The organism is Kitasatospora sp. NPDC056731 (genome assembly GCF_040687675.1).
GTDB lineage: Bacteria > Actinomycetota > Actinomycetes > Streptomycetales > Streptomycetaceae > Kitasatospora.
The window spans coordinates 101003-124109 of sequence record NZ_JBFBNR010000017.1 but is presented as its reverse complement, the minus strand read 5'-3'; the positions used below and the strand labels follow the sequence as shown (position 1 = coordinate 124109).

Here is a 23107-nt window from a genome sequence, read left to right as displayed (position 1 = left end):
CTGGGATTGAACCAGTGACCCCTACCGTGTCAAGGTAGTGCTCTCCCGCTGAGCTAATCGCGCCTGGTGTGGCGGTCTTGCAGCAGACCCCGAAGGGCCCGACGTGCGCGATACTGGGATTGAACCAGTGACCCCTACCGTGTCAAGGTAGTGCTCTCCCGCTGAGCTAATCGCGCCTGGTGTGGCGGTCTTGCAGCAGACCCCGAAGGATCCGACGTGCGCGATACTGGGATTGAACCAGTGACCCCTACCGTGTCAAGGTAGTGCTCTCCCGCTGAGCTAATCGCGCGGGGAGGTCTTCCGGCCGGAACCGGTCGAACCTCTCGGAGGTGGAGACGGGATTTGAACCCGTGTACACGGCTTTGCAGGCCGTTGCCTCGCCTCTCGGCCACTCCACCAGGCAACACACGAAGAACGATCTTACACTGTTCTCCATCGAGCGGACGACGAGATTCGAACTCGCGACCCTCACCTTGGCAAGGTGATGCTCTACCAACTGAGCCACGTCCGCCTGTCTCCCGGGACCTTCACCGCTTTTCTTCGGCTGCGCTCCCTGGCGACGTGTTGAACTCTAGCGGATTCCTGGGCCAGCTAAAAATCCGTTCCCGCAGCGTGCCGATGGGATGCCCGCCGAGCGCCTCCCCGCCGACCCCTCGACCCGGCCACCGGCCGCCACCTGCGGCGCTTCCGGACGATCATCCGCAGGCCACCCGGCGCACACCCGCGCGACGCCGGGCGCTGCTCACACCCCCGCGTGACACCCCCGCGCCGGGCCCGCACCCCCGACCTACACTTCAGGCACCGCCGCCCAGGACCACCGCGCAGGAGAACCGTGTCCGGCCCCACCGAACCCAGCACCCCGCTCGCCCGCTTCGGCGGCCGCCTGGCCACCGGCCTGCGCGACGTCACCTCGGACCCGGCGGCCCTGGACTCCACCGGCTACTGGGCCGTCGCCTACGACTTCGAGGGCCGGCTGACCTGCGCCCGCTTCGACGACGTCCGCCCCGCCCCCGCGCCGCCCTCGGGCGCCGGCTGGCGCGGACCGGAGGCCGGCGACTGGCACAGCTCCCTGGACCGCTCCGCCTACACCGCGGGCGTACGCCGCATCCGCGAGCACATAGCCGCCGGCGAGGTCTACCAGGCGAACCTCTGCCGCGTGCTGTCCGCACCGCTGCCCGACCCGGCCCGCAGCGACGTCGACGCCCTCACCGGCCTCCTCGCCCACGGCAACCCCGCCCCCTACGCCGGCACCATCCGCCTGCCCGGGCACGGCGTCGAGATCGCCACCGCCTCGCCCGAGCTGTACCTGCGCCGCACCGGCCGCACCGTCTCCTCCGGCCCGATCAAGGGCACCGGCCGCACCGAGGACGACCTCCTCGACAAGGACCACGCCGAGAACGTGATGATCGTCGACCTGGTCCGCAACGACCTCGGGCAGGTCTGCGCGACCGGCAGCGTCACCGTCCCCGACCTGTGCGCCGTCGAGAAGCACCCCGGCCTGGTCCACCTGGTGTCCACGGTCGAGGGCACGCTGCGCGAGGGCGCCGGCTGGCCCGAGCTGCTCGCCGCCACCTTCCCGCCCGGCTCCGTCACCGGCGCCCCCAAGTCCAGTGCCCTGCGGATCATCGACGCCCTGGAGACCGCCCCGCGCGGCCCGTACTGCGGCGCCGTCGGCTGGGTCGACGCCGACCGCGGCGAGGGTGAACTCGCCGTCGGCATCCGCACCTTCTGGCTCGACCGGACCGACCCCGAGGCGCCCGTGCTGCGCTTCGGCACCGGCGCCGGCATCACCTGGGGCTCCGACCCCGACCGCGAGTGGGCGGAAACCGAACTGAAGGCCGCCCGCCTGGTCGCGATAGCGTCGGGCAGCGACACCGTCCTGACGGGGGCATGAACCGCCCCGCCCCCACCCCGCGCCCAAGGAGCAGCCCTCGATGCAGAACCCGACCACGAGCTGGGTCAACGGGGCGCTCGTCGACTCCGCCGACGCCGCCGTCTCGGTCCTCGACCACGGACTCACCACCGGCGACGGGGTGTTCGAGACCCTGAAGGCCACCGACGGCCGGGCCTTCGCCGTCACCCGGCACCTCGACCGGCTCACCCGCTCCGCCCGCGGCCTCGGCCTGCCCGACCCGGACCACGACCTGGTCCGCGAGGCCTGCGCCCAGGTCCTCGCCGCCAACCCGGCCCCGCTCGGCCGCCTGCGCGTCACCTACACCGGCGGCACCTCCCCGCTCGGCTCCGAGCGCGGCACCGCCGGCCCCACCCTCGTCGTCGCCCTCGGCGCGATCAACCGCCGCCCCGACGAGACCGCCGCCGCCGTCGTCCCGTGGCGCCGCAACGAGCACAGCGCCGTCGCCGGGCTCAAGACCACCTCGTACGCCGAGAACGTCGTCGCCCTGGCCGCCGCCCACCGCGCCGGCGCCTCGGAAGCCCTGTTCGCCAACACCGTCGGCCTGCTCTGCGAGGGCACCGGCTCCAACGTCTTCGTCGTCCTCGGCGGCCGCCTGCTCACCCCCACCCTCGCCTCCGGCTGCCTGGCCGGCATCACCCGGCAGCTGGTCGTCGACTGGTGCGGCGCCGAGGAGACCGACCTGCCGCTCAGCGCCCTCCAGGACGCCGACGAGGTCTTCCTGACCTCCACCACCCGTGACGTCCAGGCCGTGACCCGGGTGGACGACCGCGAGCTGCCCGGCATCGGCCCCGTCACCGCCAAGGCCATGGCCGTCTTCGCCGAACGCAGCGGCGACGACCTCGACCCGTGATCCCCGCAACGGCAACCCGGGCATAGGGGCCCGGGCGCGGGGAAGGGACCACCACATGACCACGACGCTGCGCCCCGAGGGCCCGGAGACACCCACCGACGCCGGCGGCCGCACCAGGCGCTGGCAGATCTGCGCCAACGGTCGCCAGGTCGGCGCGCTGCGCACCACCGCCATCCCGCACGGCAGCCAACTCTGGGGCGAGATATCGGAGTTGGAGGTCAGAGAAGGCCGCGGTCGGGGCCGCGGCACGTTCGGCGCGCTGGCCGCGGAGGAGGTGCTGCGCAACTGGGACTGCACCCGGGTGGACGCCAACATCCCCGAGACGGCGCGGATCGCCCGGGGGCTCGCCACCACCCTCGGCTACACCGAGCGGATGCGGAACCTGGCCAAGCGGCTGACCGCCGCCCCCGCCCTGCCCGCCGGCATCACCGCCGACCGGATCGAGCCCCCTGAGTTCCAGGCCTGGCTCGACCGGGCCGCGCGGGGCTACCTTCGCTCGCTCGTGGAGTCCGGGCTCAGCGAGGAGCAGGCCCGCGCCCGATCCCAGCTGGACCACCAGCGCCAGCTCCCGCAGGGCGCCGACAGCCCCGGCGTCGCCCTGCGCCGCCTGCGCGCGGACGGCGAAGCCGAGCCGCTCGGCTCGCTCTGGGTGGACTTCCACCGGCGCGACCTGCCGAACGGAGGGCCGCTCGCCTGGGTGATGACCGTCGAGGTGTCCCCGGCCCACCGGGGCCGGGGACACGGCCGCACGCTGATGCTGCTCGCCGAACGCGAGTGCCTGGCCGCCGGCGTGCGCGACCTCGGCCTCAACGTGTTCGCCGGGAACGAGGTCGCGATCCGCCTCTACGCCTCGCTCGGCTACCGGGTCACCAACCGCATCTACGGAAAGCCGCTGTGACCCGACGTGACGTCAGGAACCCGCCGCCGCCGCCTCGATGGCGGCCACGATGCGGTCCCGCAGGCCGTCCTGGCTCTGCCCGCCGTCCAGCCGCTGCCCGCCGATCACGTACGTCGGCGTGCCGGTGACCCCGATCGCCCGGCCCTCGGCCTGGTCGGCGTCCACGGTGAGCATGTGCCGGCCGTCGATCAGCGCGGTGTCGACCTCCTCGGCGTCCACCCCGACCGCCCGGGCCACCTCCAGCAGCACCTGCTGCCCGCGGGCGTCCAACTCCTCGACCCGGGCCAGCAGCGCCTCCACGAACGGCCAGCCCAGCCCCTGCGCGAACGCCTCCTCGGCGGCCTCCGCGGCCGCGTAGGCGTGCTTGTGCTTCTCCAGCGGGAAGTGGCGGACCTCGACGGGCAGTGCGTCGCCGTACCGCGCGCGCAGCGCCCGTACGTCGTCCAGCGCGGTGCGGCAGTCCGGACACTGGAGGTCGCACCAGAACTCGAGCCGGGGGAGGGAACCATCGATCATTCCCCCAGTGTTTCACTAGTGGGCGCCCGCTCCGGCCGACGGTGCGCCCCTGCGAAGGCCGACAGGGAGGCAGTGATGACCAGGACGACCGGAAGCGAAGGAGTACTGCCGTGCTGACGGCGGCGATCAGCTTCGCGCTCACGGCGGGCGGGGTGGCCGTGGCCGGCCTGCGGGCCTACCGGCGGCGGTTCCTGTCCGCGACCCGCTGGTTCGCGGTGGCCCTGGTGCCCGCCGGGCTCTACCTGACCGGCCTGTTCCCGGTGGCCCGGACGATCGGCAGCGAGTTCGCCGACTGGGCGACGAGGCTGGTGTTCGACCCCCGGGTCTGGACCGGCATCGTGCTGCTCGGCCTCTCCGCGCTCCTGCTGGTGACGACGCGCTGGCTGGGCCGTCGGGGCGCCGTGGACGCCGCGCCGGACCGCCCGGCGGCCGCCGGTGCCGCGCCCGAGCGCCCGGCGGTGGCCGCCACGCCGCCGAAGAAGCCAGCGACGGGCAAGCCCGCGGGGGTCAAGCGGGACGACGGCCTCGGCGACTTCTCCGACATCGAGGAGATCCTCCGCAAGCGCGGCATCTGAGCGGCATCCGAACGCGGCACTCGAACGCGGCATCCGAACCCCCGCGGGGGTCGGCGTCAGGCGGAGGGCACGGCCTCCGCCGAGCGCTGCCGTGCCCGGTAGGCGGCGACGTGCAGCCGGTTGCCGCAGGTGCGGCTGTCGCAGTAGCGCCGGGAGCGGTTGCGGGAGAGGTCCACGAAGACCCGGGCACAGTCCGGTGCCTCGCACCGGCGCAACCGCTCCCGCTCGCCCGCCATCAGGATGAAGGCCAGCGCCATGCCCAGCTCGGCGGCGAGGTGGTCGCCGAGCGCGGCGTGCGGCGCGAAGTAGTGGATGTGCCAGTCGTGGTGGTCGTGGTTGGTCAGCCGCGGCGTCGTACCGGCGGCCGCGACGATCCGGTTGACCAGTTCGGCGGCCTCGGCGGTGGACTCCGTCCCGAACACCTCGCGCAGCAGGGTGCGCAGCTCGTGCACCTTGCGCAGGTCGTTCTCGGTCAGCGAGTCGATCTCGCTGATCTCCTGGCCGACCACGAAGGCGTCCAGTGCGGCCACGTCCGGCAGCCGCTCGGTGCCGCACACCTCGGGCGCGGTGTTGAGCAACTCGACGAGGATGCTCAGTGCGCACTCGGTGTCATGGGTGATCAGCACGTTGGGGACTCCTCGCGCAGGGGACTCCGGAACCCCGCGTCCACGGTTACCCCAGACCATACCGGGCCTTGTGGCGGAAGGGCGGTGGGTTCTTTCGAAGGTGCGTACGGATTCCGTCAGAGTGCCGTGGAGCGGACGGCGTCCGGGCGGCCGGGCCCGCGAAGGACCCCCCGAAATGCCGACGGCGCCCGGCAGCGAGGCCGGCCACCCGTATGGATGGCCGGCCTCGTTGCCGGGCGCCTGCGGTGTCGCGGGCCCGCTCCGGTGGGATCGGGCCGCCCACCGGCCCCGAGGCCGCGTCGCGCGCGGCTGAGTGCTGCCGTGCCCCCGAGTAGGACGGCAGCGGTGACGGCAGGAGGTACCACCCCGCCGATGGCGGGGCGTGACCGCCTCCGGGCGGGATCAGCTTTCGGCGAGGATGTGGGACAGCTCCCGGTCGAGGTCGAAGTGGCGGTGTTCGGTGCCGGGTGGCACCGCGGCGTCCGTCCGCTTGAGAAATGACTCAAGCGCCCGGGCCGGGGCTTCCAGCAGGGCTTCTCCTTCCGGAGAGCTCAGCGCGATGCAGACCACCCCTTGCCCGTGGCTGCGGGACGGCCAGACCCGGACGTCGCCGGTACCGGTCGGTCGGTGCAGCCCCTCCGCGAGGAGATCTCGGGCGAACACCCACTCCACGGTCTCGTCGGCGCCCGTGTGGAACGTGGCGTGCACGGCGTAGGGGTCGGCGGTGTCGTAGCGCAGGCCCGCGGGGACGGGCAGTGAGGACTCGCTGGACACGATGAGGCGCAGGTGCAGCTCGCAGCTGACCGTGGTGTTCATAAGCGCCATGGCCTTTCGCTCAGTGTGCGCTCGGGGAATCGCACGTCGGCGAACGGACCATCCCACCCCCAAGCCCGATGTAAACCCCTCTGTCCCGATTCGGGCGCGAGTCGTACCCCTTACGGCGCATTGCGGAATCATCCCGGAGTGGCCCGGTCGGGCATTACCGGGCCGCTTCTTGGTTAGTTTCCTGGCATGACTGTGCGAAACGACAAGACGGCCAAGAACACGGGATCGGGTGAACCGGTCACGTCGGATGACGCGGCCGGCTCCCGCGCCCCGGCGTTCGTCCGCCGCTCGCGGCCGCTGCACCTCACCTGGCAGGTGGCGATCTTCCTGGCCGGCCTCGCCGCGGTCGTCCTCGGCGTGATCATGCTGCCGCTGCCCGGCCCCGGCTGGGTGGTGATCTTCCTGGGCATGGGGGTCTGGGCCACCGAGTTCGACTGGGCCCGGCTGGTGCTGCGGTGGAGCCGCCGCAAGGTCGCCGAGGCCGCCCGGCGGGCCATGGACCCGCGGGTGCGCCGCCGCAACCTCACCGTCACCGCCATCGGCCTCGCCGCGGTCGTCGGGATCGGCGGCTGGTACTTCGCCCGCTACGGCCTGGACGTCCCCTGGACGGCGGGCGAGAGCTGAGCCGCCCGGGGCCGGGGGCCGCCGTGACCAGGGTGTTCGGACCACCCTCCGGGATGCGGTAATGTTTTCCCTGCACCCGGGCGATTAGCTCAGCGGGAGAGCACTTCGTTCACACCGAAGGGGTCACTGGTTCGATCCCAGTATCGCCCACCGGAATGCATTGTGATACGTGAGGCCCAGCCGATTATCGGCTGGGCCTCACGTGTATTTCCGGAATCCATCCGAAGAACGATCCGGAATGCGGCTGAGGCTCAGTCATCTTCCGCGTGGAGCGCGAGTTCTGCGGATGCGCCAGCAGTACCCGGAAGGGGCGAGTTGTACGACGACCGCCAAATGGTGCTACTGTTCTTCTCGTTGCCCGGGCGATTAGCTCAGCGGGAGAGCACTTCGTTCACACCGAAGGGGTCACTGGTTCGATCCCAGTATCGCCCACCGGACAGCACGCAGGCCCTGACCAGGAAACCGGTCAGGGCCTGCGGCGCGTTCGGGGCCGGCACTCGCGGGCATCCGCCGGCCGCCGCTACGCCGCCGCCTCGCAGCCGTGCTCGGGCTCCAGCCGGCGGCCGCAGCCGCACCGGGCCGGCCGCAGCGGCCAGGACAGGTCCACCCGCTCCGGCGTCCCCGACCGGTCGAACCAGTTCTGCAGCCCCCGCGCCTGCGCCGCGTGCCAGACCGCCTGCCGCAGGTGCAGCTCCGCCGCCGTCAGCCCGCCCAGCGCCGCCGGGTAGCGGGCGCCTATCCGCCGGGTCAGCGCCAGCGCCGCCGTCGCGTCCGCCGCCGCGTCGTGCGCCCCGGCCAGCTCCACGCCGTAGTGCGCGCACAGGTCGGTCAGCGTCCGACGGCCCTTGCGGTAGCGGTCCACGTGCTTGTCCAGCACTCGCGGATCCAGCACCACCAGCCCGGCCGTGCCCACCCCGTCGGTCAGCGTCAGCCCGTGATGGCGGCGCAGCTCCCGGTCCAGCAGCGTCAGGTCGTACGGCGCGTTCATCACCACCACCGGGCGCCCGGCCCTCGCCTGGTCCGCCAGCGCGCGGGTGACCTCCGCCACCACCGCGCCGACCGGGCGCCCGTGCGTCCGGGCGTGCTCGTCGGTGATGCCGTGCACCGCCCGGGCACCGTCCGGGATCGGGATGCCCGGATCGGCGAGCCAGGTGGTGGTCTGCACCGGCCGACCCGGGGCGAGTTGGACGACCAGGGCGGCCGAGACGATCCGATCGGTCTCGACGTCCACGCCGGTGGTCTCGGTGTCGAAGGAGGCGAGTGGGCCGGTGTACCAGTGCTGCTGCATGACTGCCCCTCAGGCGAGCGTTCCGCGCGCCCGGTTGATACCCGGTTCTGACACCCGTTCAACCGTTTGGCGCAAGCCCGACCGGGGATCCTGCCCGTGGGCCCGTCGTTCCGATCCGGACGGGCCCGGAGCAGGGGGAGGCCACGGGGCGATGGCACTGACGCAGCCGCAGCCCGAGGGGGCGGCGGCCGTTCTACGGGGGAACCTGGCGGTCACCGCCTGCATGGAGACGCTGCAGGTCGGCTACCTGCACGCGGTCGCCGCCGCGGCCGGCTGCTCGCTCTCCCAGCCGTTCCCGGACAACGGGATCGACTGGCAGGTCAGCCACGGCTCCCGGGCGCACGAGGTGGACGACGAGGTCACCATCAAGATCCAGCTGAAGGCCACCCAGCAGATCGCGGCCGATCCGACCGGGCCGTTCTTCAGCTTCACCCTCGACAACGACCACCTGCGCAAGCTCGCCCGGGCGAGGGTCGCCGTGCCGCGCATCCTGGTCGTGATGCTGCTGCCACGGCGGGTCGACCGCTGGCTGCACGCCCGTCCGGACGCGCTGGAACTGCGGCACTGCTGTTACTGGGTCAACCTGGCCGGCCACCCGGTCACCGGACAGCGGCGCACCAACGTGCGGGTCCCCACCGGCAAGGTCTTCGACGACCGCGCGCTCTGCGACATCATGGCCCGGGTCGGCGCGGGTGGCAGCCCGTGACCGCCCGCCCCGGTCCCGGCCCCGGCAGCGAGGAGCAGCACCCATGACACCGCCGCACGCACCCGGCGAGCCGGTCCAGGCCCTGCCCGACCCCGCCGCCGTCGACCCGGCGGTGCTCGCCACCCTGCTCGCCCGGCACGGCTGGGTCCGGCGCGGCGGCCCCGCCGCCCGCTACGGCCGCTGGACGCCGCCCGACGACGAGTCCGGCACCAGCGTCCTCGTCCCCGCCGGGGACGGCTTCGACGACGCCGTCGACCTCCTCGCCGACGCCGTCACCGCGCTGTCCCGCTCCTCCACCCCGTCCGCCCGCGCCATCCTGCTCGCACTCGCCGTCCCCGGCGACGAACTGCGCTGGCACCGGGAGCCGGCCGGCCCCGCCGAGGCCGCCACCTGGGACGACGCCGAGCGGCTCCAACGGGCGGCCCGCGCGATGCTCGCCGCCGGGGCCAAGGCCGGCCGGGCCACGGCCGCCTACTTCGGCGCCCGGCTGGACGCCCACGCCGGGGACTTCCTGGACCGCGTCCTGGTCGTCGAGCAGGGCGCGGCCCTCACCGCCTACACCCCCGCGCCCGAGGGCCGGGCCGCCGTCACCACCCTGGTCCGCGCCCTGGAGGCACTGCGCGACGCCGTCGACTACCGCCGGGTCAGCGGGGGGCCCGAGGCCTTCGAGAACGCCGTCCAGGCCGGAGTCAGCCGGGAACTCGTCCAGTCCGTGGAGGACCTGGTCCGCGGCGCGACGGCGACCAGGCTGACCGTCGCCTGGTCCGCCACTGCAGGGACCCCGGGCGGCTTCGGGGACCGCCGGGTCGTCCTCGACTTCTCGCCCGGCGACCTGCCCGCCCTCACCGAGGCCGCCGAACTGCTCGAACGGATCGAGCCCGCCGTCGCCGTCACCGTCGTCGGCGTGGTCGTCCGGCTCAAGCGCGCCGACCCGGCCGGACCGGGCGCGGTGCGGCTGCGCGTCCTCGGCGGCGCCGAAGTCCGCGAACTCAAGCTCCGCCTGCCCGACCCCGACTACCGGCTCGCCGCCGAGGCCCACCTCGCGGGCCTGCCGGTCCGGGTCGCCGGCCGGCTGGAGAGCCGCGGCGGCTTCCGCCGGCTCACCCGGCCGCAGGGCCTGGAACTGTGCGGCTGGGAGGACGCCGACCGCGAGCGGCTGCTGAAGTCCCTCGGGGAGGGACTCGGCGAAGAACTCGGCGAAGAGCTCGACGGAGGCCTCGGGGAAGGGGGAGAGGGGGCGTAGGTGCGCGGCCGGGTCGACGCGCTCGGTACCATCGTCACGCGCAGCGCAGTGTTGCGTCCTCTGAATCCAGCACGTCAGGAGAGACCGGTGACGGACGTCCGGGTAATCATCAACCGCGAACCCGATCGGGAAGAGCGCGTGGTGACCACGGGCACTACGGCCGCCGAGCTCTTCGCCGACGACCGCTCGATCATCGCCGCCCGCGTCGGCGGCCAGCTCAAGGACCTTGCGTACGCCGTCCAGGACGGCGACGAGGTCGAGCCGGTCGCGATCGGCAGCAAGGACGGCCTGGACATCCTGCGCCACTCCACCGCGCACGTCATGGCGCAGGCCGTGCAGCAGCTCTACCCCGAGGCCAAGCTCGGCATCGGCCCGCCGATCAAGGACGGCTTCTACTACGACTTCGACGTCGAGAAGCCCTTCCACCCCGATGACCTCAAGGCCATCGAGAAGCGGATGCAGGAGATCATCAAGCGCGGGCAGAAGTTCTCCCGCCGCGTGGTCACCGACGAGTCCGCCCGCGAGGAGCTGGCCGCCGAGCCGTACAAGCTGGAGCTGATCGGCCTCAAGGGCTCCGCCGCCACCGCCGGCGAAGGCGCCGACGTCGAGGTCGGCTCCGGCGAGCTCACCATCTACGACAACCTGGACGCCAAGACCGGCGAGCAGTGCTGGGGCGACCTCTGCCGCGGCCCGCACCTGCCCAGCACCCGGTACATCCCGGCGTTCAAGCTGATGCGCAACGCGGCCGCCTACTGGCGCGGCAGCGAGAAGAACCCCATGTTGCAGCGCATCTACGGGACCGCCTGGCCGACCAAGGACGAGCTCAAGGCCCACCTCGACTTCCTGATCGAGGCCGAGAAGCGCGACCACCGCAAGCTCGGCAACGAGCTCGACCTCTTCTCCATCCCCGAGGAGATCGGCTCCGGCCTCGCCGTCTTCCACCCCAAGGGCGGCATCATCCGCCGGGCGATGGAGGACTACTCGCGCAAGCGGCACGAGGAGGAGGGCTACGAGTTCGTCTACACCCCGCACGCCACCAAGGGGAAGCTCTTCGAGAAGAGCGGCCACCTCGACTGGTACGCGGACGGTATGTACCCGCCCATGCAGCTCGACGAGGGTGTGGACTACTACCTCAAGCCGATGAACTGCCCGATGCACAACCTGATCTTCGACGCGCGCGGCCGCTCGTACCGTGAACTGCCGCTGCGCCTCTTCGAGTTCGGGACGGTGTACCGCTACGAGAAGTCCGGCGTCGTGCACGGCCTGACCCGTGCCCGCGGCTTCACGCAGGACGACGCGCACATCTACTGCACCCGCGAGCAGATGGCGGAGGAGCTCGACTCGACGCTGACCTTCGTGCTCAACCTGCTCCGCGACTACGGTCTGACCGACTTCTACCTGGAGCTGTCGACCAAGGACCCGGTCAAGTACGTCGGCTCGGACGAGACCTGGGAGGAGGCCACCGCCGTCCTCGCCAGCGTGGCCGAGAAGCAGGGGCTGCCGCTGGTGCCGGACCCGGGCGGCGCGGCCTTCTACGGCCCGAAGATCTCGGTCCAGGCGCGCGACGCGATCGGCCGGACCTGGCAGATGTCGACGATCCAGCTCGACTTCAACCTCCCCGAGCGTTTCGATCTCGAGTACACGGCGGCGGACGGCTCGCGGCAGCGGCCGGTCATGATCCACCGTGCGCTGTTCGGCAGCATCGAGCGGTTCTTCGCGGTGCTGCTGGAGCACTATGCCGGCGCCATGCCGCCGTGGCTGGCCCCGGTCACCGTGACGGGCATCCCGATTACCGACGAGCACGTGCCGTACCTGCTGGAGGTCGCGGCCGAGCTGAAGAAGCAGGGGATCCGGGTCGAGGTGGACACCTCGGACGACCGCATGCAGAAGAAGATCCGCAACGCCCAGAGGTCCAAGACGCCGTTCATGCTCATCGCGGGCAACGACGACGTCGAGGCGGGCGCGGTGTCCTTCCGCTACCGCAACGGCGAGCAGAAGAACGGCGTGCCGGTGGCGGACGCCGTCGCCGAGATCGTGGAAGCGGTGAAGAACCGCATCCAGGTGTGACGCCTTCGGACCACCACGCGCGGGGCGGGCTCTTCATGAGTCCGCCCCGCGCGGCTTTGCAAGCAGCGCTGGGCGAATATGCTGATCAGCATGACGACTGAGCCGGAACTGCAGCGGGGCGTCGGGGAGCCGGACGGCTTCCGCCGCCTGTGGACCCCCCATCGGATGGCGTACATCCAGGGTGAGAACAAGCCCACCGGTCCGGCTCCGGACGACGGTTGTCCGTTCTGCTCGATCCCCTCGCTGAGCGACGAGGACGGGCTGGTCATCGCCCGGGGCGCCGCCGTGTTCGCGGTGCTGAACCTGTACCCGTACAACGGCGGCCACTTGATGGTGGTCCCGTACCGGCACGTCGCGGACTACACCGACCTGGACGAGGCGGAGACGGCCGAGCTGGCCGACTTCACCAAGCGGGCGATGACCGCGTTGCGGGCGGCCTCGGGGGCGCACGGGTTCAACATCGGGATGAACCAGGGCACGGCGGCCGGTGCCGGGATCGCGGCGCACCTGCACCAGCACGTGGTGCCGCGCTGGGGCGGGGACACCAACTTCATGCCGGTGGTCGGCCACACCAAGGTGCTGCCGCAACTGCTGGCGGACACCCGGAAGATGCTGGCCGAGGCCTGGCCGCAGGACTGATCGGGAACGCCGGAGGGGCCCGTCACCGCTGAGTCGGTGGCGGGCCCCTCCGGTGTGCGCGGGCCGGGGTTACTCGAACTGGTCGACCTTGTACGGGCGGGTGCCCTGGGCCTCGGACTTGATGATCGACGCGCGGTTCTTGAAGCGGTCGGTGTCCAGGTCGTGCTCCTCCAGGAACTCCAGGGTGGCGGCGTGCACGGCGCCGAGGACCGGGACGGAGGCGTTGAGCGCGTTGTCGGTCATGAACCGGCTGCCCCACGGTGGGCTCGCCCAGGCGTGCCGGAAGCCGAACGGCTCGGGCAGGCCCAGGCCGCCGCCGAGCCAGGAGAGCAGCCCGGGGGCGCGGGTGAGCGGCGCGCGCAGGGCCTGGCGGACCACCTCGTCGTTGTCGATCAGGGGGAGCTTGACGGTGCGCTCCTCCCAGAACTTGCCGGTCTTCTGGACGGTCTTCTCCTTGGCCGAGGGCTTGTCGGAGAAGACGCCGTTGACCGGGCCGAGCGCGTAGCCGGCGACGGTGACGGTGAGGGTGTTGGCGAGCAGGGTGACGGTGACGGTGAAGGTGATGATCAGCTTGCCGTCGAAGGTGATGAACTGGGTGGCGAGGTAGTGCCGGGGACCGCCGCCGGCGAAGGTCTGCTTGTCGGCGATGGTCTGGAGGGCGAAGTCGCGCATCCGGTCGCCGTCCATGTCGGCGTTGCCGGGGCGGGAGATCTCGTCGGCGTTCTCGCCGATTTCGAGGACCGCCCACTGCTTGACCGTGATGTTGGTCATCCCGCTGTTGGCGACCTCGCTGACGGCGAGCCCCTTGAGGTGCGAGGAGATCTTCCGGACGAGGTCCCAGGGGTGGAAGGCGCGGAAGTCGGAGTGGCCCGCGGCGGGGCGCATCACGTCGACCAGGCGCCATTCGCCCCAGCGCTTGCCGACGCCGAGGATGCCCTTGGGGCCGGCGTAGTGCTGGACGTTGGTCTCCTGCTCGGCCTCCATGCGGGCGAGCTTGTCGCGCAGGTCGACGGCCTTCTTGTCGAGGTCGTCGCGGGGGACGGCCTTGGAGACGGTGGCGGCGACGGAGCTGCCCTCGGCGAGGGCGAGCCAGCGTTCGCGGAGCTCCTTGGTGGAGCGCAGCACGATGCGCCGGGCGAGGATCCCGCCGATGATGGGCGGGATCATGGCGACGCGCAGGTAGATGCCGAGCGGGCCGTTGACGGGGGGCTTGACGAGGAACAGGACGGAGACCACGGCGGCGGCCAGGAGCGCGAGGGCGCCGTAGAGCTCGTCCTGGAGGGCCTTGCCCTTCATGAGGTAGATGCGCAGGTAGAACGCACCGATCCAGATCAGGGTGCCGGGCAGGGCGAGCAGGCCGAAGAGCACGGTGACCACGGTGAGCTTGCGGTCCCGTGCGGCCCGCAACTCCTGTGCGGCCAGGCAGTGTTCGACGATCTGGCGGGTGTCGGTGCCGAACGAGGGCACGATCGGCTTGCGCCCGGCACCGACGGTGCGGGAGATGACGGCGGCGCTGAACGCCTCGCCGAGGTTCGCCTCGAAGAGCTTGAACCGGGGCTTCTTGTGGGTCGCGGTGGTGACCTTGCCGACGAAGTCCTCGATCTTGCCGTCGCGGTACGCGACCGAGGAGAGCGCCGGGGTGACTCCGGTTTGCGGCCCGGCGTCGGTGCGGGGTATCTGCGCACCCGGAGTCATGTCGAGTGTGGTCACGGTGGCGTCCCCTCCTCCCCTTGTCAGCGGCAGGTTATCGTGCCGTGGTGTCGCCGCGCGCATGATCGTCTGAAGTGCCGTCACGATCGGGCCGCGCCCGGGCTTGAGAGGCATGATGCCCAGCTTCGGGCTGGTCGATACCCGGTCTGCGGCGGGTCGTCGGGGTGGGGCAGGATGGCCGTGACGGCGAGGAAGGGAGCCCAGGCGATGGATCCGGTGCTGGTGTTCGACGGGGACTGTTCGTTCTGCTCGTCCTGCGTGCGGTGGGCGGAGCGCTATCTGCGGCAGACGCTGGCCTCGGGGGGCTGGGACGCGGTGCCGTTCCAGTTCGAGGACCTGGCGGCGCTGGACGCGCGCTCGGGCGGGCGGGGCGAGGTGACCGCGGAGCGGGCCGAGCGCGAGGTGCTGTGGGTGACGCCGGCGGGCCGGGTGTACGGGGGCGCGCAGGCGGTGGCGCGGCTGCTGATGCGTTCGGGCGGCGCGTGGGCGTACCTGGGGGCGGTGCTGGCGTCGGCGCCGGTGCGGCCGGTGGCGGGCCTGGCGTACCGCTGGGTGGCGCGCAACCGGCACCGGATGCCGGGGGGTACGGCGGCGTGCGCGCTGCCTCGGCGCCAGGGCGCTCAGTCGGTGTAGCGGGTGGCCAGGGCGGTCGGCATGGGTTCGTGGCGCAGGTAGGCGCGGGAGAACTCGGCGGTGCCGTGGGTGAGTGAGCGCAGGTCGACCGGGTAGCGGACGAGTTCGAGTTCGGGGACCTCGGCGCGCAGCAGGGTCAGGCCGGGGCCGCCGGTCTCGGTGCCGAGGACGCGGCCGCGGCGGGCGGAGAGGTCGCCGAGGACGGCGCCGAGGTAGTCGTCGGGCAGCAGGACGGTGACGGCGGCGACGGGTTCGAGCAGCCGGATGACGGCGTGTTCGGCGGCGTCGCGCAGGGCGAGGGCGGCGGCGGCCTGGAAGGCCGCGTCGGAGGAGTCCACGGAGTGGGCCTTGCCGTCGGTGAGGGTGACCCGGACGTCGACGAGCGGGTGGCCGGTGGCGACGCCTTTGGCGAGCTGGGCGCGCAGGCCCTTCTCGACGGAGGGGATGAAGTGCTTGGGGACGGCGCCGCCGACGACGTGCTCCTGGAACTCGAAGCCGGAGCCGGCCGGGAGGGGTTCGACCTCCAGGTCGCAGATGGCGTACTGGCCGTGGCCGCCGGACTGCTTGACGAGCCGGCCGTGGCCGGCGGCGGCGGTGCCGAAGGTCTCGCGGAGGGCGACCTGGGGTTCGACGGTGTCGACGTGGACGCCGTGCCGGGTGCGCAGGCGGTCGAGGACGACCTCGGCGTGGGCCTCGCCGGTGCACCAGAGGACGAGCTGGTGGGTGGCGGGGTTCTGTTCGAGGCGTAGGGCCGGGTCCTCGGCGGTGAGGCGGGTGAGGGCCTGGGAGAGCTTGTCGTCGTCGGCCTTGCTGTGGGCTTCGACGGCGATCGGGAGCAGGGGCTCGGGGAGGTTCCAGCCGTCGAGGTCGACGGGGTGGCCGGGGTCGTGGACGGTGTCGCCGGCGCGGGCGGTGGTGAGCTTGGCGATGCAGACGAGGTCGCCGGCGACGGCGTGCGGGACGGGCCGCTGGAGCTTGCCGAAGGGGCTGCTGAGGGCGGTGACGCGTTCGTCGCCGTTCTGGTCGGCGCTGTGGGCGGGGCCGGCGAGGTGGATGCGGGTGTCGGGGCGCAGGGTGCCGGCGTACAGGCGCAGCAGGCTGATCCGGCCGACGTAGGTGTCGCCGGTGACGCGGACGACCTGGGCGGCGAGCGGGGCGTCGGGGTCGCAGTCGGGGGCGGGGCGGGTGCGTTCGCTGGGGTCGGGGAAGGTGTGGACGATCAGGTCGAGGAGTTCGGTGGCGCCGAGGCCGTTCTCGCTGGTGGGGACGGCGGGGTGGAGGGCGCAGCCGAGGACTTCGCGGCGCAGGCCGGCTTCGAGGGCGTCGGTGTCGAGGGTGTCGCCGGAGAGGTAGCGCTCCATGAGGGTGTCGTCCTGGCCGGAGATGGCCTCGACGAGGCTGTCGTGGGCGGGCCCGGTGTCGGGCAGCGGGGTGGCCCGGCCGTAGGTGTCGCCGGTGAGCAGGTCGACGCTGCCGTCGGGGCGGCCGTCGTGGAGGACGGGCAGGAAGAGCGGGCGGAGGGTGTCGGGGCCCAGGTCGAAGGCGTCGTGGCAGGCGGTGAGGATGTCGTCGAAGCCGGTGCGGGCGAGGTCGAGTTTGGCGACGGCGATGGCGCGCGGGATGCCTTCGGCGGCGCACTCGCGCCAGAGTGCGCGGGTGGGGGCGGTGACGGGGTCGGCGGCGGAGACGACGAAGACGGCGGCGTCGGCGGCGTGCAGGGCGGCGCGCAGGTCGGCGGTGAAATCGGGGTGGCCAGGCGGGTCGATCAGGTTGATCTTGACGCCCTTCCATTCGAGCGGGAGCAGCGAGAGCTGGACGGAGCGCTGCTGGTGGTGCTCGATGTCCTCGTGGTCGGAGACGGTCGTGCCGTCGGTGACGCGGCCGGCCCGGCCGGTGGCGCCGGAGGCGAGGGCGAGGGATTCGGCGAGGGTGGTCTTGCCCACACCGCTGGAGCCGATGAGGACGACGTTGCGCAGGTCCCGGGGGGCGGTGACGGCGGGTGCCTGGGCGGCTCGTGCCGTGCTGCGGTCGGGCATCGGGGTCTCCTCCCGTCGCGCCGGGGCTGTCCTTCGAAAGTGTAGGTGCGGGTGCTGCGGCGGCGCGTGTCGTACGGGTGGGCGGTGACCGTCCGTGTGTAGGACGTGGCCGGGGTGTCGTCGGGCGGTGCGTGCGACGGAGCGTGCCTCCGGCCTGGCTACGATGGGTGGGCCGGACGGGCTGATCCGTCCGGCCGTCTGCCGCGCGTGTTGCGCCAGGCGGGTACCAGGGAGATCGGAGCGGTCGGGAAGGCCATGCTCAACAAATACGCGCGTGCCTTCTTCACACGTGTTCTGACCCCGTTCGCCGCGTTCCTGATCCGGTTGGGCGTGAGCCCGGACGCCGTGACGCTGATCGGTACGGCCGGTTCGGTGGCCGGTGCGCTGGTGTTCTTCCCGCGCGGGGAGTTCTTCTGGGGCACCATCACGATCACGCTGTTCATCTTCTCGGACCTGGTGGACGGGAACATGGCCCGCCAGCTGGGCCGGAGCACCAGGTGGGGGGCGTTCCTGGACTCCACGCTGGACCGGGTCGCGGATGCGGCGATCTTCGGTGGTCTGGCGATGTGGTACGCGGGCAAGGGTGACGACAACCTGCTGTGCGCGGTGGCGATCTGCTGCCTGGCGAGCGGGCTGGTGGTGTCGTACACCAAGGCGCGGGCGCAGAGCCAGGGGCTGGCGTGCGACGTGTCGGGGCTGGTGGAGCGGGCCGAGCGGCTGGTGGCCAGCCTGGTGGCGGCCGGGGTCGCGGGTCTGCACAAGTTCGGGGTGCCGTACGTGGAGTGGCTGCTGCCGGTGGCGCTGTGGCTGGTGGCGGTGGGCAGTCTGGTGACGGTGGTCCAGCGCATGCTGACCGTGCGCCGGGAGGCGTTCGAGGCCGACCGAGCGGCGGCCGGGAGCTGATGGGGGGCGTCCTGCGGTGACGGACCGACTGGTGTACTGGGCGTACGCGCTGGGCTGGGCGGTGCTGAAGCACCTGCCGGAGCGGGTGGCGCGGGGCCTGTTCGACCGGCTGGCGGACTACGCCTGGCGCCGGCGGGGCAAGCGGGTGCTGCAGTTGGAGGCGAACCTGCGCCGGGTCCGTCCAGGGCTGGACGAGGCGGGCCTGCGGGCGCTGTCCCGGGCCGGGATGCGCTCGTACCTGCGGTACTGGATGGAGTCGTTCCGGCTGCCGGTCTGGAGCAGGGAGCGGGTGGCCCGGGACGTCCAGTCGGAGGGCCTGGAGAACCTGCGAGAGCACATCGAGGCCGGTCGGGGCGCGGTGATCGCGCTGCCGCACATGGGCAACTGGGACCTGGCGGGCACCTGGGTGGCGCAGCTGGGCTTCCCGTTCACCACGGTCGCGGAGCGGTTGAAGCCGGAGCGGCTGTTCGACCGGTTCGTGGAGTTCCGGGAGGGCCAGGGCATGGAGGTCCTGGCGTTGACCGGGGGCGGGGTGAACGTGATCGGCACGCTGGCGCGACGGCTGCGCGAGGGCCGACTGGTCTGCCTGGTGGGGGACCGGGACCTCTCGGAGGCGGGCGTGGAGGTGTCGTTCTTCGGGGAGGCGACCCGGATGCCGGCCGGTCCGGCGGCGCTGTGCCAGCGCACCGGGGCGGCGCTGCTGCCGGTGACGCTCTGGTACGACGGCCCGGTGATGCGGGCGCGGATCCACCCCGAGGTGCCGGTGCCGCAGGAGGGCGACCGCAAGGAGCGGACGCAGGTGATGACGCAGGCGCTGGCGCGGGTGTGGGAGCAGGCGATCCGCGAGCACCCCGAGGACTGGCACATGCTGCAGCGGTTCTGGCTGGCCGACCTCCCGGTCCGTGAGACGGTGGAGGAGGCGGCCGCACCGCACTCCGAGGCGGCCCGGGCGGCCGCGCCGGAGCCGGCCGGCGAGCCGGCGGCCGAGGCCTCCGGGTCCTGATCCCGGCCAGCAGGAGTACCCGAAGGAGCATGAGGAACCCGTGAAGATCGGCATCGTCTGCCCGTACGACTGGGACGTCCCCGGTGGGGTGCAGTTCCACATCCGGGACTTGGCCGAGCACCTGATCGGTCTGGGCCACGAGGTCTCGGTGCTGTCGCCGGCCGAGGACGAGGAGGCGCTGCCGCCGTACGTGGTCGGTGCCGGGCGGGCGGTGGCGGTGCCGTACAACGGGTCGGTGGCGCGGCTGAGCTTCGGCGTCCTGTCGGCGGCGCGGACGCGGCGGTGGCTGCACGAGGGCCGGTTCGACATCCTGCACGTGCACGAGCCGGCCGCGCCGAGCGTGTCGATGCTGGCCGCCTGGTCGGCGTCCGGGCCGATGGTGGGGACGTTCCACACCTCCAACCCGCGCTCGCGGGCGATGATCGCGGCCTCGCCGATCCTGCAGCCCGGCTTGGAGAAGATGCGGGCCCGGATCGCGGTGTCGGAGTACGCCCGGCGGACGCTGGTGGAGCACCTGGGCGGCGACGCGGTGGTGATCCCGAACGGCGTGGACGTCGGCTTCTTCGCGGACGCCGAGCCGGACGAGCGCTGGCGCGGCGGTGTGGCGGCCGGGGAGCCGGGCACGATCGGCTTCGTCGGCCGCATCAACGAGCCGCGCAAGGGCCTGCCGACGCTGCTGGCGGCGCTGCCGAAGATCCTGGCCGAGCGGCCGGGCGTGCGGCTGCTGGTGGCGGGCAAGGGGGACGAGGAGGAGGCCGTCGCGGGCCTGGCGCCGGAGGTCCGCCGGCAGGTGGAGTTCCTCGGCATGGTGAGCGACCGCGACAAGGCCCGGCTGCTGCGCAGCGTGGACCTGTACGTGGCGCCGAACACCGGTGGCGAGAGTTTCGGGATCATCCTGGTCGAGGCGATGTCGGCGGGCGCCCCGGTGCTGGCCAGCGACCTGGACGCGTTCAAGCAGGTGCTGGACGGCGGGGACGCGGGCGAGCTGTTCCCGGTGGAGGACGCGGACGCGCTGGCCGCTGCGGCGCTGCGGCTGCTGGGCGATCCGGGGCGGCTGGGGGAGCTGAGCAAGGCCGCCTCGCGGTACGTGCGGCGGTTCGACTGGTCGACGGTCGGTGCGGACATCCTGGCGGTGTACGAGACGGTGGCGGCGGGGGCCGCGGCGGTGGTCGAGGAGGACGTGCGCAGCGGCCGGCGCGGCCGGTTCGGGCTGGCCCGGGACTGAGCGCGGGACTGAGCCCGGGACTGAGCGCGGCCGGCCCGGGACTTTTCCGGGGTGCCGGCGGCGTTAGGGTCGGTCGACCGTATTCGGGCACGACGCATGGGGGCACCGATGCCGCAGATCTCCGTCGACTACTCGCCGAGCCTGGCCGGCTCCTTCGACCGCCGGGCGCTGGGCGTGGCGATCAACCGGCTCGCGGTGGGGACGATCGACGCGAAGCCGGAGGCGTGCAAGACGCTGTTCCGGCAGAACGACGACTTCGTGGTGGGGGAGGGCGAGGGGGCCGCCGCGCAGGTCTTCGTCGAGTTCCAGATCTTCCCGGGCCGGACGCCGGAGGCGAAGGCGGCGCTCAGCGAGGGCGTGCTGGCGCTGCTGGCCGAGCACGTCGCGCCGGCGCCGGGCACCCGGCTGCACACCGCGGTGAACGTCTCCGACATCGACCGCGGGTCCTACCGGAGTGCGAGCGCGGAGGGCTGAGCCGGTGACACCCGGTAGCGTTGCGCCCCGTGACTACCTGGATCTGGGCCGGCGTGGCCGTGGTGCTGTTCGGCATGTACCTGAGTTGGACGGCCGGTCGGTTGGACCGGCTGCACGCCAGGATCGACGCCGCGCGGGCGGCGCTGGACGCGCAGCTGGTCCGTCGGGCCTCGGTGGCGATGGAGCTGGCCACGTCCTCGCTGCTGGACCCGGCGGCCTCGCTGCTGCTGCTGGACGCGGCGCACGCGGCCCGGCAGGCCGAGGACGACCAGCGTGAGGTGGCGGAGAGCCAGCTGAGCCTGGCGCTGCGGGCGGTGTTCGCCGAGCCGGAGCAGGTGGCGGCGCTGGTGGCGGAGCCGGGCGGCGAGGACGCGGTGCGCGACCTGACGGCGGCGGTGCGCCGGGCGCCGATGGCGCGCCGGTTCCACAACGACGCGGTGCGGGCGGCCCGGGCGGTGCGCGAGCACCGTCTGGTGCGGTACTTCCGGCTGGCGGGGAAGGCCCCGTTCCCGCTGGCGTTCGAGATGGACGATGCTCCGCCGCCCGCGCTCACGCCCGAAGGGGCACCCGCCTAGGCTGTGCTCGGATACGGCCCGTTTGTCGCATCCCGTCGTCCGGGCTGGACTTGGTGGCGCATGGTTGCGTCACCCGTTCCGCCTACCATAGGGCGATAGCACTGGTTCATCTTCGAGTGAGGTCTCACGTGTCCACCACCCCCACCACCGCAGACCAGCCGCAGATCGGTACCGCCCGGGTGAAGCGCGGCATGGCCGAGCAGCTCAAGGGCGGTGTGATCATGGACGTGGTCAACGCCGAGCAGGCCAAGATCGCTGAAGACGCCGGCGCGGTGGCCGTCATGGCGCTGGAGCGGGTTCCGGCCGACATCCGCAAGGACGGCGGCGTGGCCCGGATGTCCGACCCGAACATGATCGAGGAGATCATCGAGGCGGTCTCCATCCCGGTGATGGCCAAGTCGCGGATCGGCCACTTCGTCGAGGCCCAGGTCCTCCAGTCGCTCGGCGTCGACTACATCGACGAGTCCGAGGTGCTGACCCCGGCCGACGAGGTCAACCACTCCGACAAGTGGGCCTTCACCACTCCCTTCGTCTGTGGCGCCACCAACCTGGGTGAGGCCCTGCGCCGCATCGCCGAGGGCGCGGCCATGATCCGCTCGAAGGGCGAGGCCGGCACCGGCAACGTCGTCGAGGCCGTCCGCCACCTGCGCCAGATCAAGAACGAGATCGCCAAGCTGCGCGGCTTCGACAACAACGAGCTGTACGCCGCCGCCAAGGAGCTGCGCGCCCCGTACGAGCTCGTCAAGGAGGTCTCCGAGCTCGGCAAGCTGCCGGTCGTGCTGTTCTCCGCCGGTGGCGTGGCCACCCCGGCCGACGCCGCGCTGATGCGCCAGCTCGGTGCCGAGGGCGTCTTCGTCGGCTCGGGCATCTTCAAGTCGGGCGACCCGGCCAAGCGCGCCGCCGCCATCGTGAAGGCCACCACCTTCTTCGACGACCCGAAGATCATCGCGGACGCCTCCCGCAACCTCGGCGAGGCCATGGTCGGCATCAACTGCGACACCCTGCCGGAGACCGAGCGCTACGCCAACCGCGGCTGGTAGTCGCCCCTTGTGCCGGCCCGCCGCAGCGCCTTGGCGCGCGGCGGGCCGCGTCACGTACATCCGTAGAACGATCGAACGAGGTTGAAGACCGTGAGCACTCCAGTCATCGGCGTCCTCGCCCTCCAGGGTGACGTCCGCGAGCACCTGGTCGCGCTGGCCGAGGCCGACGCGCTCGCCCGCCCGGTGCGCCGTGCCGAGGAGCTGGCCGAGGTCGACGCGCTGGTGATCCCCGGCGGGGAGTCCACCACCATGTCCAAGCTGGCGCTGCTGTTCGGCGTGATGGACCCGCTGCGCGAGCGGGTCGCCGCCGGGATGCCGGTGTACGGCACCTGCGCGGGCATGATCATGCTGGCCGACAAGATCCTGGACGGCCGGGACGACCAGGAGACCGTCGGCGGCATCGACATGACCGTGCGCCGCAACGCCTTCGGCCGCCAGAACGAGTCCTTCGAGTCCGGTGTCGCCTTCGAGGGCCTGGGCGACGCGCCGGTGCACGGCGTCTTCATCCGGGCCCCCTGGGTCGAGGGCGTCGGCGCGGGTGTCGAGGTGCTGGCCGAGCTGCCCGCCGCGGACGGTCCGGAGAGCCGGATCGTGGCCGTGCGCCAGGGCAACCTGCTGGCGACCTCCTTCCACCCGGAGCTCACCGGCGACCACCGGGTGCACGCCTACTTCGTCGCGATGGTCGAGGAGCACCTGGGACAGCGCTGACCGTGTGCGCCTTTCCGGTGACGACACC

Annotated in this window: 23 protein-coding genes and 6 tRNA genes; 19 read left to right on the top strand and 10 right to left on the bottom strand. The window is 72.4% G+C overall.

Annotated features, from left to right (window positions below):
* Window positions 1–104: 104 nt before the first annotated feature.
* From AB0R04_RS19935 to AB0R04_RS19920, 4 genes are all read right to left on the bottom strand, one after another.
* Window positions 105–176, bottom strand: a tRNA-Val gene (locus AB0R04_RS19935).
* 41 nt (window positions 177–217) lie between these two features.
* Window positions 218–289, bottom strand: a tRNA-Val gene (locus tag AB0R04_RS19930).
* A gap of 38 nt (window positions 290–327) precedes the next feature.
* Window positions 328–398: transfer RNA gene (locus AB0R04_RS19925), tRNA-Cys, on the bottom strand.
* A 40-nt stretch (window positions 399–438) separates the two neighbouring features.
* Window positions 439–511, bottom strand: a tRNA-Gly gene (locus AB0R04_RS19920).
* A gap of 321 nt (window positions 512–832) precedes the next feature.
* Between AB0R04_RS19920 and AB0R04_RS19915 the strand changes: the two genes are divergently transcribed.
* The 3 genes from AB0R04_RS19915 to AB0R04_RS19905 are packed head-to-tail and all read left to right on the top strand — an operon-like array spanning window position 833 to window position 3663.
* A complete protein-coding gene (locus AB0R04_RS19915; protein WP_363372832.1) occupies window positions 833–1894 on the top strand; it encodes a chorismate-binding protein in 1062 nt (353 codons plus the stop codon).
* A 40-nt stretch (window positions 1895–1934) separates the two neighbouring features.
* Window positions 1935–2765, top strand: coding sequence for an aminodeoxychorismate lyase (locus AB0R04_RS19910; RefSeq protein WP_363372830.1), 831 nt, complete (start codon window positions 1935–1937; stop codon window positions 2763–2765).
* A gap of 55 nt (window positions 2766–2820) precedes the next feature.
* Complete coding sequence (locus AB0R04_RS19905; protein ID WP_363372828.1) at window positions 2821–3663, top strand: GNAT family N-acetyltransferase; 843 nt, start codon at window positions 2821–2823, stop codon at window positions 3661–3663.
* 12 nt (window positions 3664–3675) lie between these two features.
* Here the strand turns inward: AB0R04_RS19905 and AB0R04_RS19900 are convergent, their stop codons facing one another.
* Window positions 3676–4179, bottom strand: coding sequence for a DsbA family protein (locus AB0R04_RS19900; RefSeq protein WP_363372826.1), 504 nt, complete (start codon window positions 4177–4179; stop codon window positions 3676–3678).
* A 110-nt stretch (window positions 4180–4289) separates the two neighbouring features.
* Between AB0R04_RS19900 and AB0R04_RS19895 the strand changes: the two genes are divergently transcribed.
* Window positions 4290–4754 carry a hypothetical protein gene (locus AB0R04_RS19895; protein ID WP_363372823.1) on the top strand — a complete coding sequence of 155 codons (465 nt, stop codon included), beginning with the start codon at window positions 4290–4292 and terminating at the stop codon, window positions 4752–4754.
* A gap of 56 nt (window positions 4755–4810) precedes the next feature.
* Here the strand turns inward: AB0R04_RS19895 and AB0R04_RS19890 are convergent, their stop codons facing one another.
* Together AB0R04_RS19890 and AB0R04_RS19885 are read right to left on the bottom strand one after the other, a co-directional pair.
* Window positions 4811–5380, bottom strand: a complete 570-nt coding sequence (locus AB0R04_RS19890; protein ID WP_363372820.1) for a CGNR zinc finger domain-containing protein — start codon at window positions 5378–5380, stop codon at window positions 4811–4813.
* Window positions 5381–5782: 402 nt separating this feature from the next.
* Complete coding sequence (locus tag AB0R04_RS19885; RefSeq protein ID WP_030056266.1) at window positions 5783–6196, bottom strand: SsgA family sporulation/cell division regulator; 414 nt, start codon at window positions 6194–6196, stop codon at window positions 5783–5785.
* Window positions 6197–6391: 195 nt separating this feature from the next.
* Here AB0R04_RS19885 and AB0R04_RS19880 point away from each other — a divergent pair, with 195 nt between their 5' ends.
* The 3 genes from AB0R04_RS19880 (at window position 6392) to AB0R04_RS19870 (ending at window position 7261) form a co-directional block, all read left to right on the top strand.
* A complete protein-coding gene (locus AB0R04_RS19880) occupies window positions 6392–6829 on the top strand; it encodes a TIGR02611 family protein (RefSeq protein ID WP_363372817.1) in 438 nt (145 codons plus the stop codon).
* A gap of 78 nt (window positions 6830–6907) precedes the next feature.
* Window positions 6908–6979, top strand: a tRNA-Val gene (locus AB0R04_RS19875).
* Window positions 6980–7189: 210 nt separating this feature from the next.
* Window positions 7190–7261, top strand: a tRNA-Val gene (locus AB0R04_RS19870).
* Window positions 7262–7349: 88 nt separating this feature from the next.
* Here the strand turns inward: AB0R04_RS19870 and AB0R04_RS19865 are convergent.
* On the bottom strand, window positions 7350–8117 hold the full coding sequence (locus AB0R04_RS19865; protein ID WP_363372815.1) for an exonuclease domain-containing protein: 768 nt from the start codon (window positions 8115–8117) through the stop codon (window positions 7350–7352).
* Window positions 8118–8268: 151 nt separating this feature from the next.
* On the opposite strand from AB0R04_RS19865, the gene AB0R04_RS19860 reads away from it, so the two are divergent.
* From AB0R04_RS19860 to AB0R04_RS19845, 4 genes are all read left to right on the top strand, one after another.
* On the top strand, window positions 8269–8823 hold the full coding sequence (locus AB0R04_RS19860; RefSeq protein WP_063346819.1) for a DUF4365 domain-containing protein: 555 nt from the start codon (window positions 8269–8271) through the stop codon (window positions 8821–8823).
* 43 nt (window positions 8824–8866) lie between these two features.
* Window positions 8867–10066 carry a hypothetical protein gene (locus tag AB0R04_RS19855; RefSeq protein ID WP_363372812.1) on the top strand — a complete coding sequence of 400 codons (1200 nt, stop codon included), beginning with the start codon at window positions 8867–8869 and terminating at the stop codon, window positions 10064–10066.
* 87 nt (window positions 10067–10153) lie between these two features.
* Entirely contained in the window at window positions 10154–12133 is a 1980-nt protein-coding gene (thrS, locus tag AB0R04_RS19850; protein WP_363372809.1) for a threonine--tRNA ligase, read from the top strand.
* A gap of 78 nt (window positions 12134–12211) precedes the next feature.
* Complete coding sequence (locus AB0R04_RS19845) at window positions 12212–12772, top strand: HIT domain-containing protein (RefSeq protein WP_063346816.1); 561 nt, start codon at window positions 12212–12214, stop codon at window positions 12770–12772.
* 69 nt (window positions 12773–12841) lie between these two features.
* Here AB0R04_RS19845 and AB0R04_RS19840 read toward each other — a convergent pair whose 3' ends face one another.
* The gene (locus AB0R04_RS19840) at window positions 12842–14482 is read right to left on the bottom strand and encodes a hypothetical protein (protein ID WP_363372807.1); all 1641 of its coding nucleotides are present in this window, start codon (window positions 14480–14482) and stop codon (window positions 12842–12844) included.
* Between the two features lie 207 nt (window positions 14483–14689).
* Between AB0R04_RS19840 and AB0R04_RS19835 the strand changes: the two genes are divergently transcribed.
* Window positions 14690–15115 (top strand): DUF393 domain-containing protein, encoded by a 426-nt coding sequence (locus AB0R04_RS19835; RefSeq protein ID WP_363372896.1) that lies wholly within the window; start codon window positions 14690–14692, stop codon window positions 15113–15115.
* Here the strand turns inward: AB0R04_RS19835 and AB0R04_RS19830 are convergent.
* Entirely contained in the window at window positions 15103–17151 is a 2049-nt protein-coding gene (locus AB0R04_RS19830) for an elongation factor G-like protein EF-G2 (protein WP_363372806.1), read from the bottom strand. The genes AB0R04_RS19835 and AB0R04_RS19830 overlap by 13 nt on opposite strands.
* Before the next feature lie 255 nt (window positions 17152–17406).
* Here AB0R04_RS19830 and pgsA point away from each other — a divergent pair, with 255 nt between their 5' ends.
* The 7 genes from pgsA to pdxT all read left to right on the top strand — a co-directional run bounded on the left by pgsA (window position 17407) and on the right by pdxT (window position 23079).
* The gene (pgsA, locus tag AB0R04_RS19825; RefSeq protein ID WP_363372804.1) at window positions 17407–18054 is read left to right on the top strand and encodes a phosphatidylinositol phosphate synthase; all 648 of its coding nucleotides are present in this window, start codon (window positions 17407–17409) and stop codon (window positions 18052–18054) included.
* 16 nt (window positions 18055–18070) lie between these two features.
* The gene (locus tag AB0R04_RS19820) at window positions 18071–19057 is read left to right on the top strand and encodes a phosphatidylinositol mannoside acyltransferase (RefSeq protein WP_363372802.1); all 987 of its coding nucleotides are present in this window, start codon (window positions 18071–18073) and stop codon (window positions 19055–19057) included.
* A gap of 40 nt (window positions 19058–19097) precedes the next feature.
* Window positions 19098–20282 carry a glycosyltransferase family 4 protein gene (locus AB0R04_RS19815; protein ID WP_363372800.1) on the top strand — a complete coding sequence of 395 codons (1185 nt, stop codon included), beginning with the start codon at window positions 19098–19100 and terminating at the stop codon, window positions 20280–20282.
* Between the two features lie 108 nt (window positions 20283–20390).
* Complete coding sequence (locus tag AB0R04_RS19810; RefSeq protein ID WP_363372798.1) at window positions 20391–20756, top strand: isomerase; 366 nt, start codon at window positions 20391–20393, stop codon at window positions 20754–20756.
* Between the two features lie 74 nt (window positions 20757–20830).
* Window positions 20831–21331, top strand: coding sequence for a hypothetical protein (locus tag AB0R04_RS19805; RefSeq protein ID WP_063350972.1), 501 nt, complete (start codon window positions 20831–20833; stop codon window positions 21329–21331).
* 128 nt (window positions 21332–21459) lie between these two features.
* Window positions 21460–22371, top strand: coding sequence for a pyridoxal 5'-phosphate synthase lyase subunit PdxS (gene pdxS / locus AB0R04_RS19800; protein ID WP_363372796.1), 912 nt, complete (start codon window positions 21460–21462; stop codon window positions 22369–22371).
* 90 nt (window positions 22372–22461) lie between these two features.
* Window positions 22462–23079 carry a pyridoxal 5'-phosphate synthase glutaminase subunit PdxT gene (gene pdxT, locus AB0R04_RS19795; protein WP_363372793.1) on the top strand — a complete coding sequence of 206 codons (618 nt, stop codon included), beginning with the start codon at window positions 22462–22464 and terminating at the stop codon, window positions 23077–23079.
* The last annotated feature ends 28 nt before the right edge of the window (window positions 23080–23107 follow it).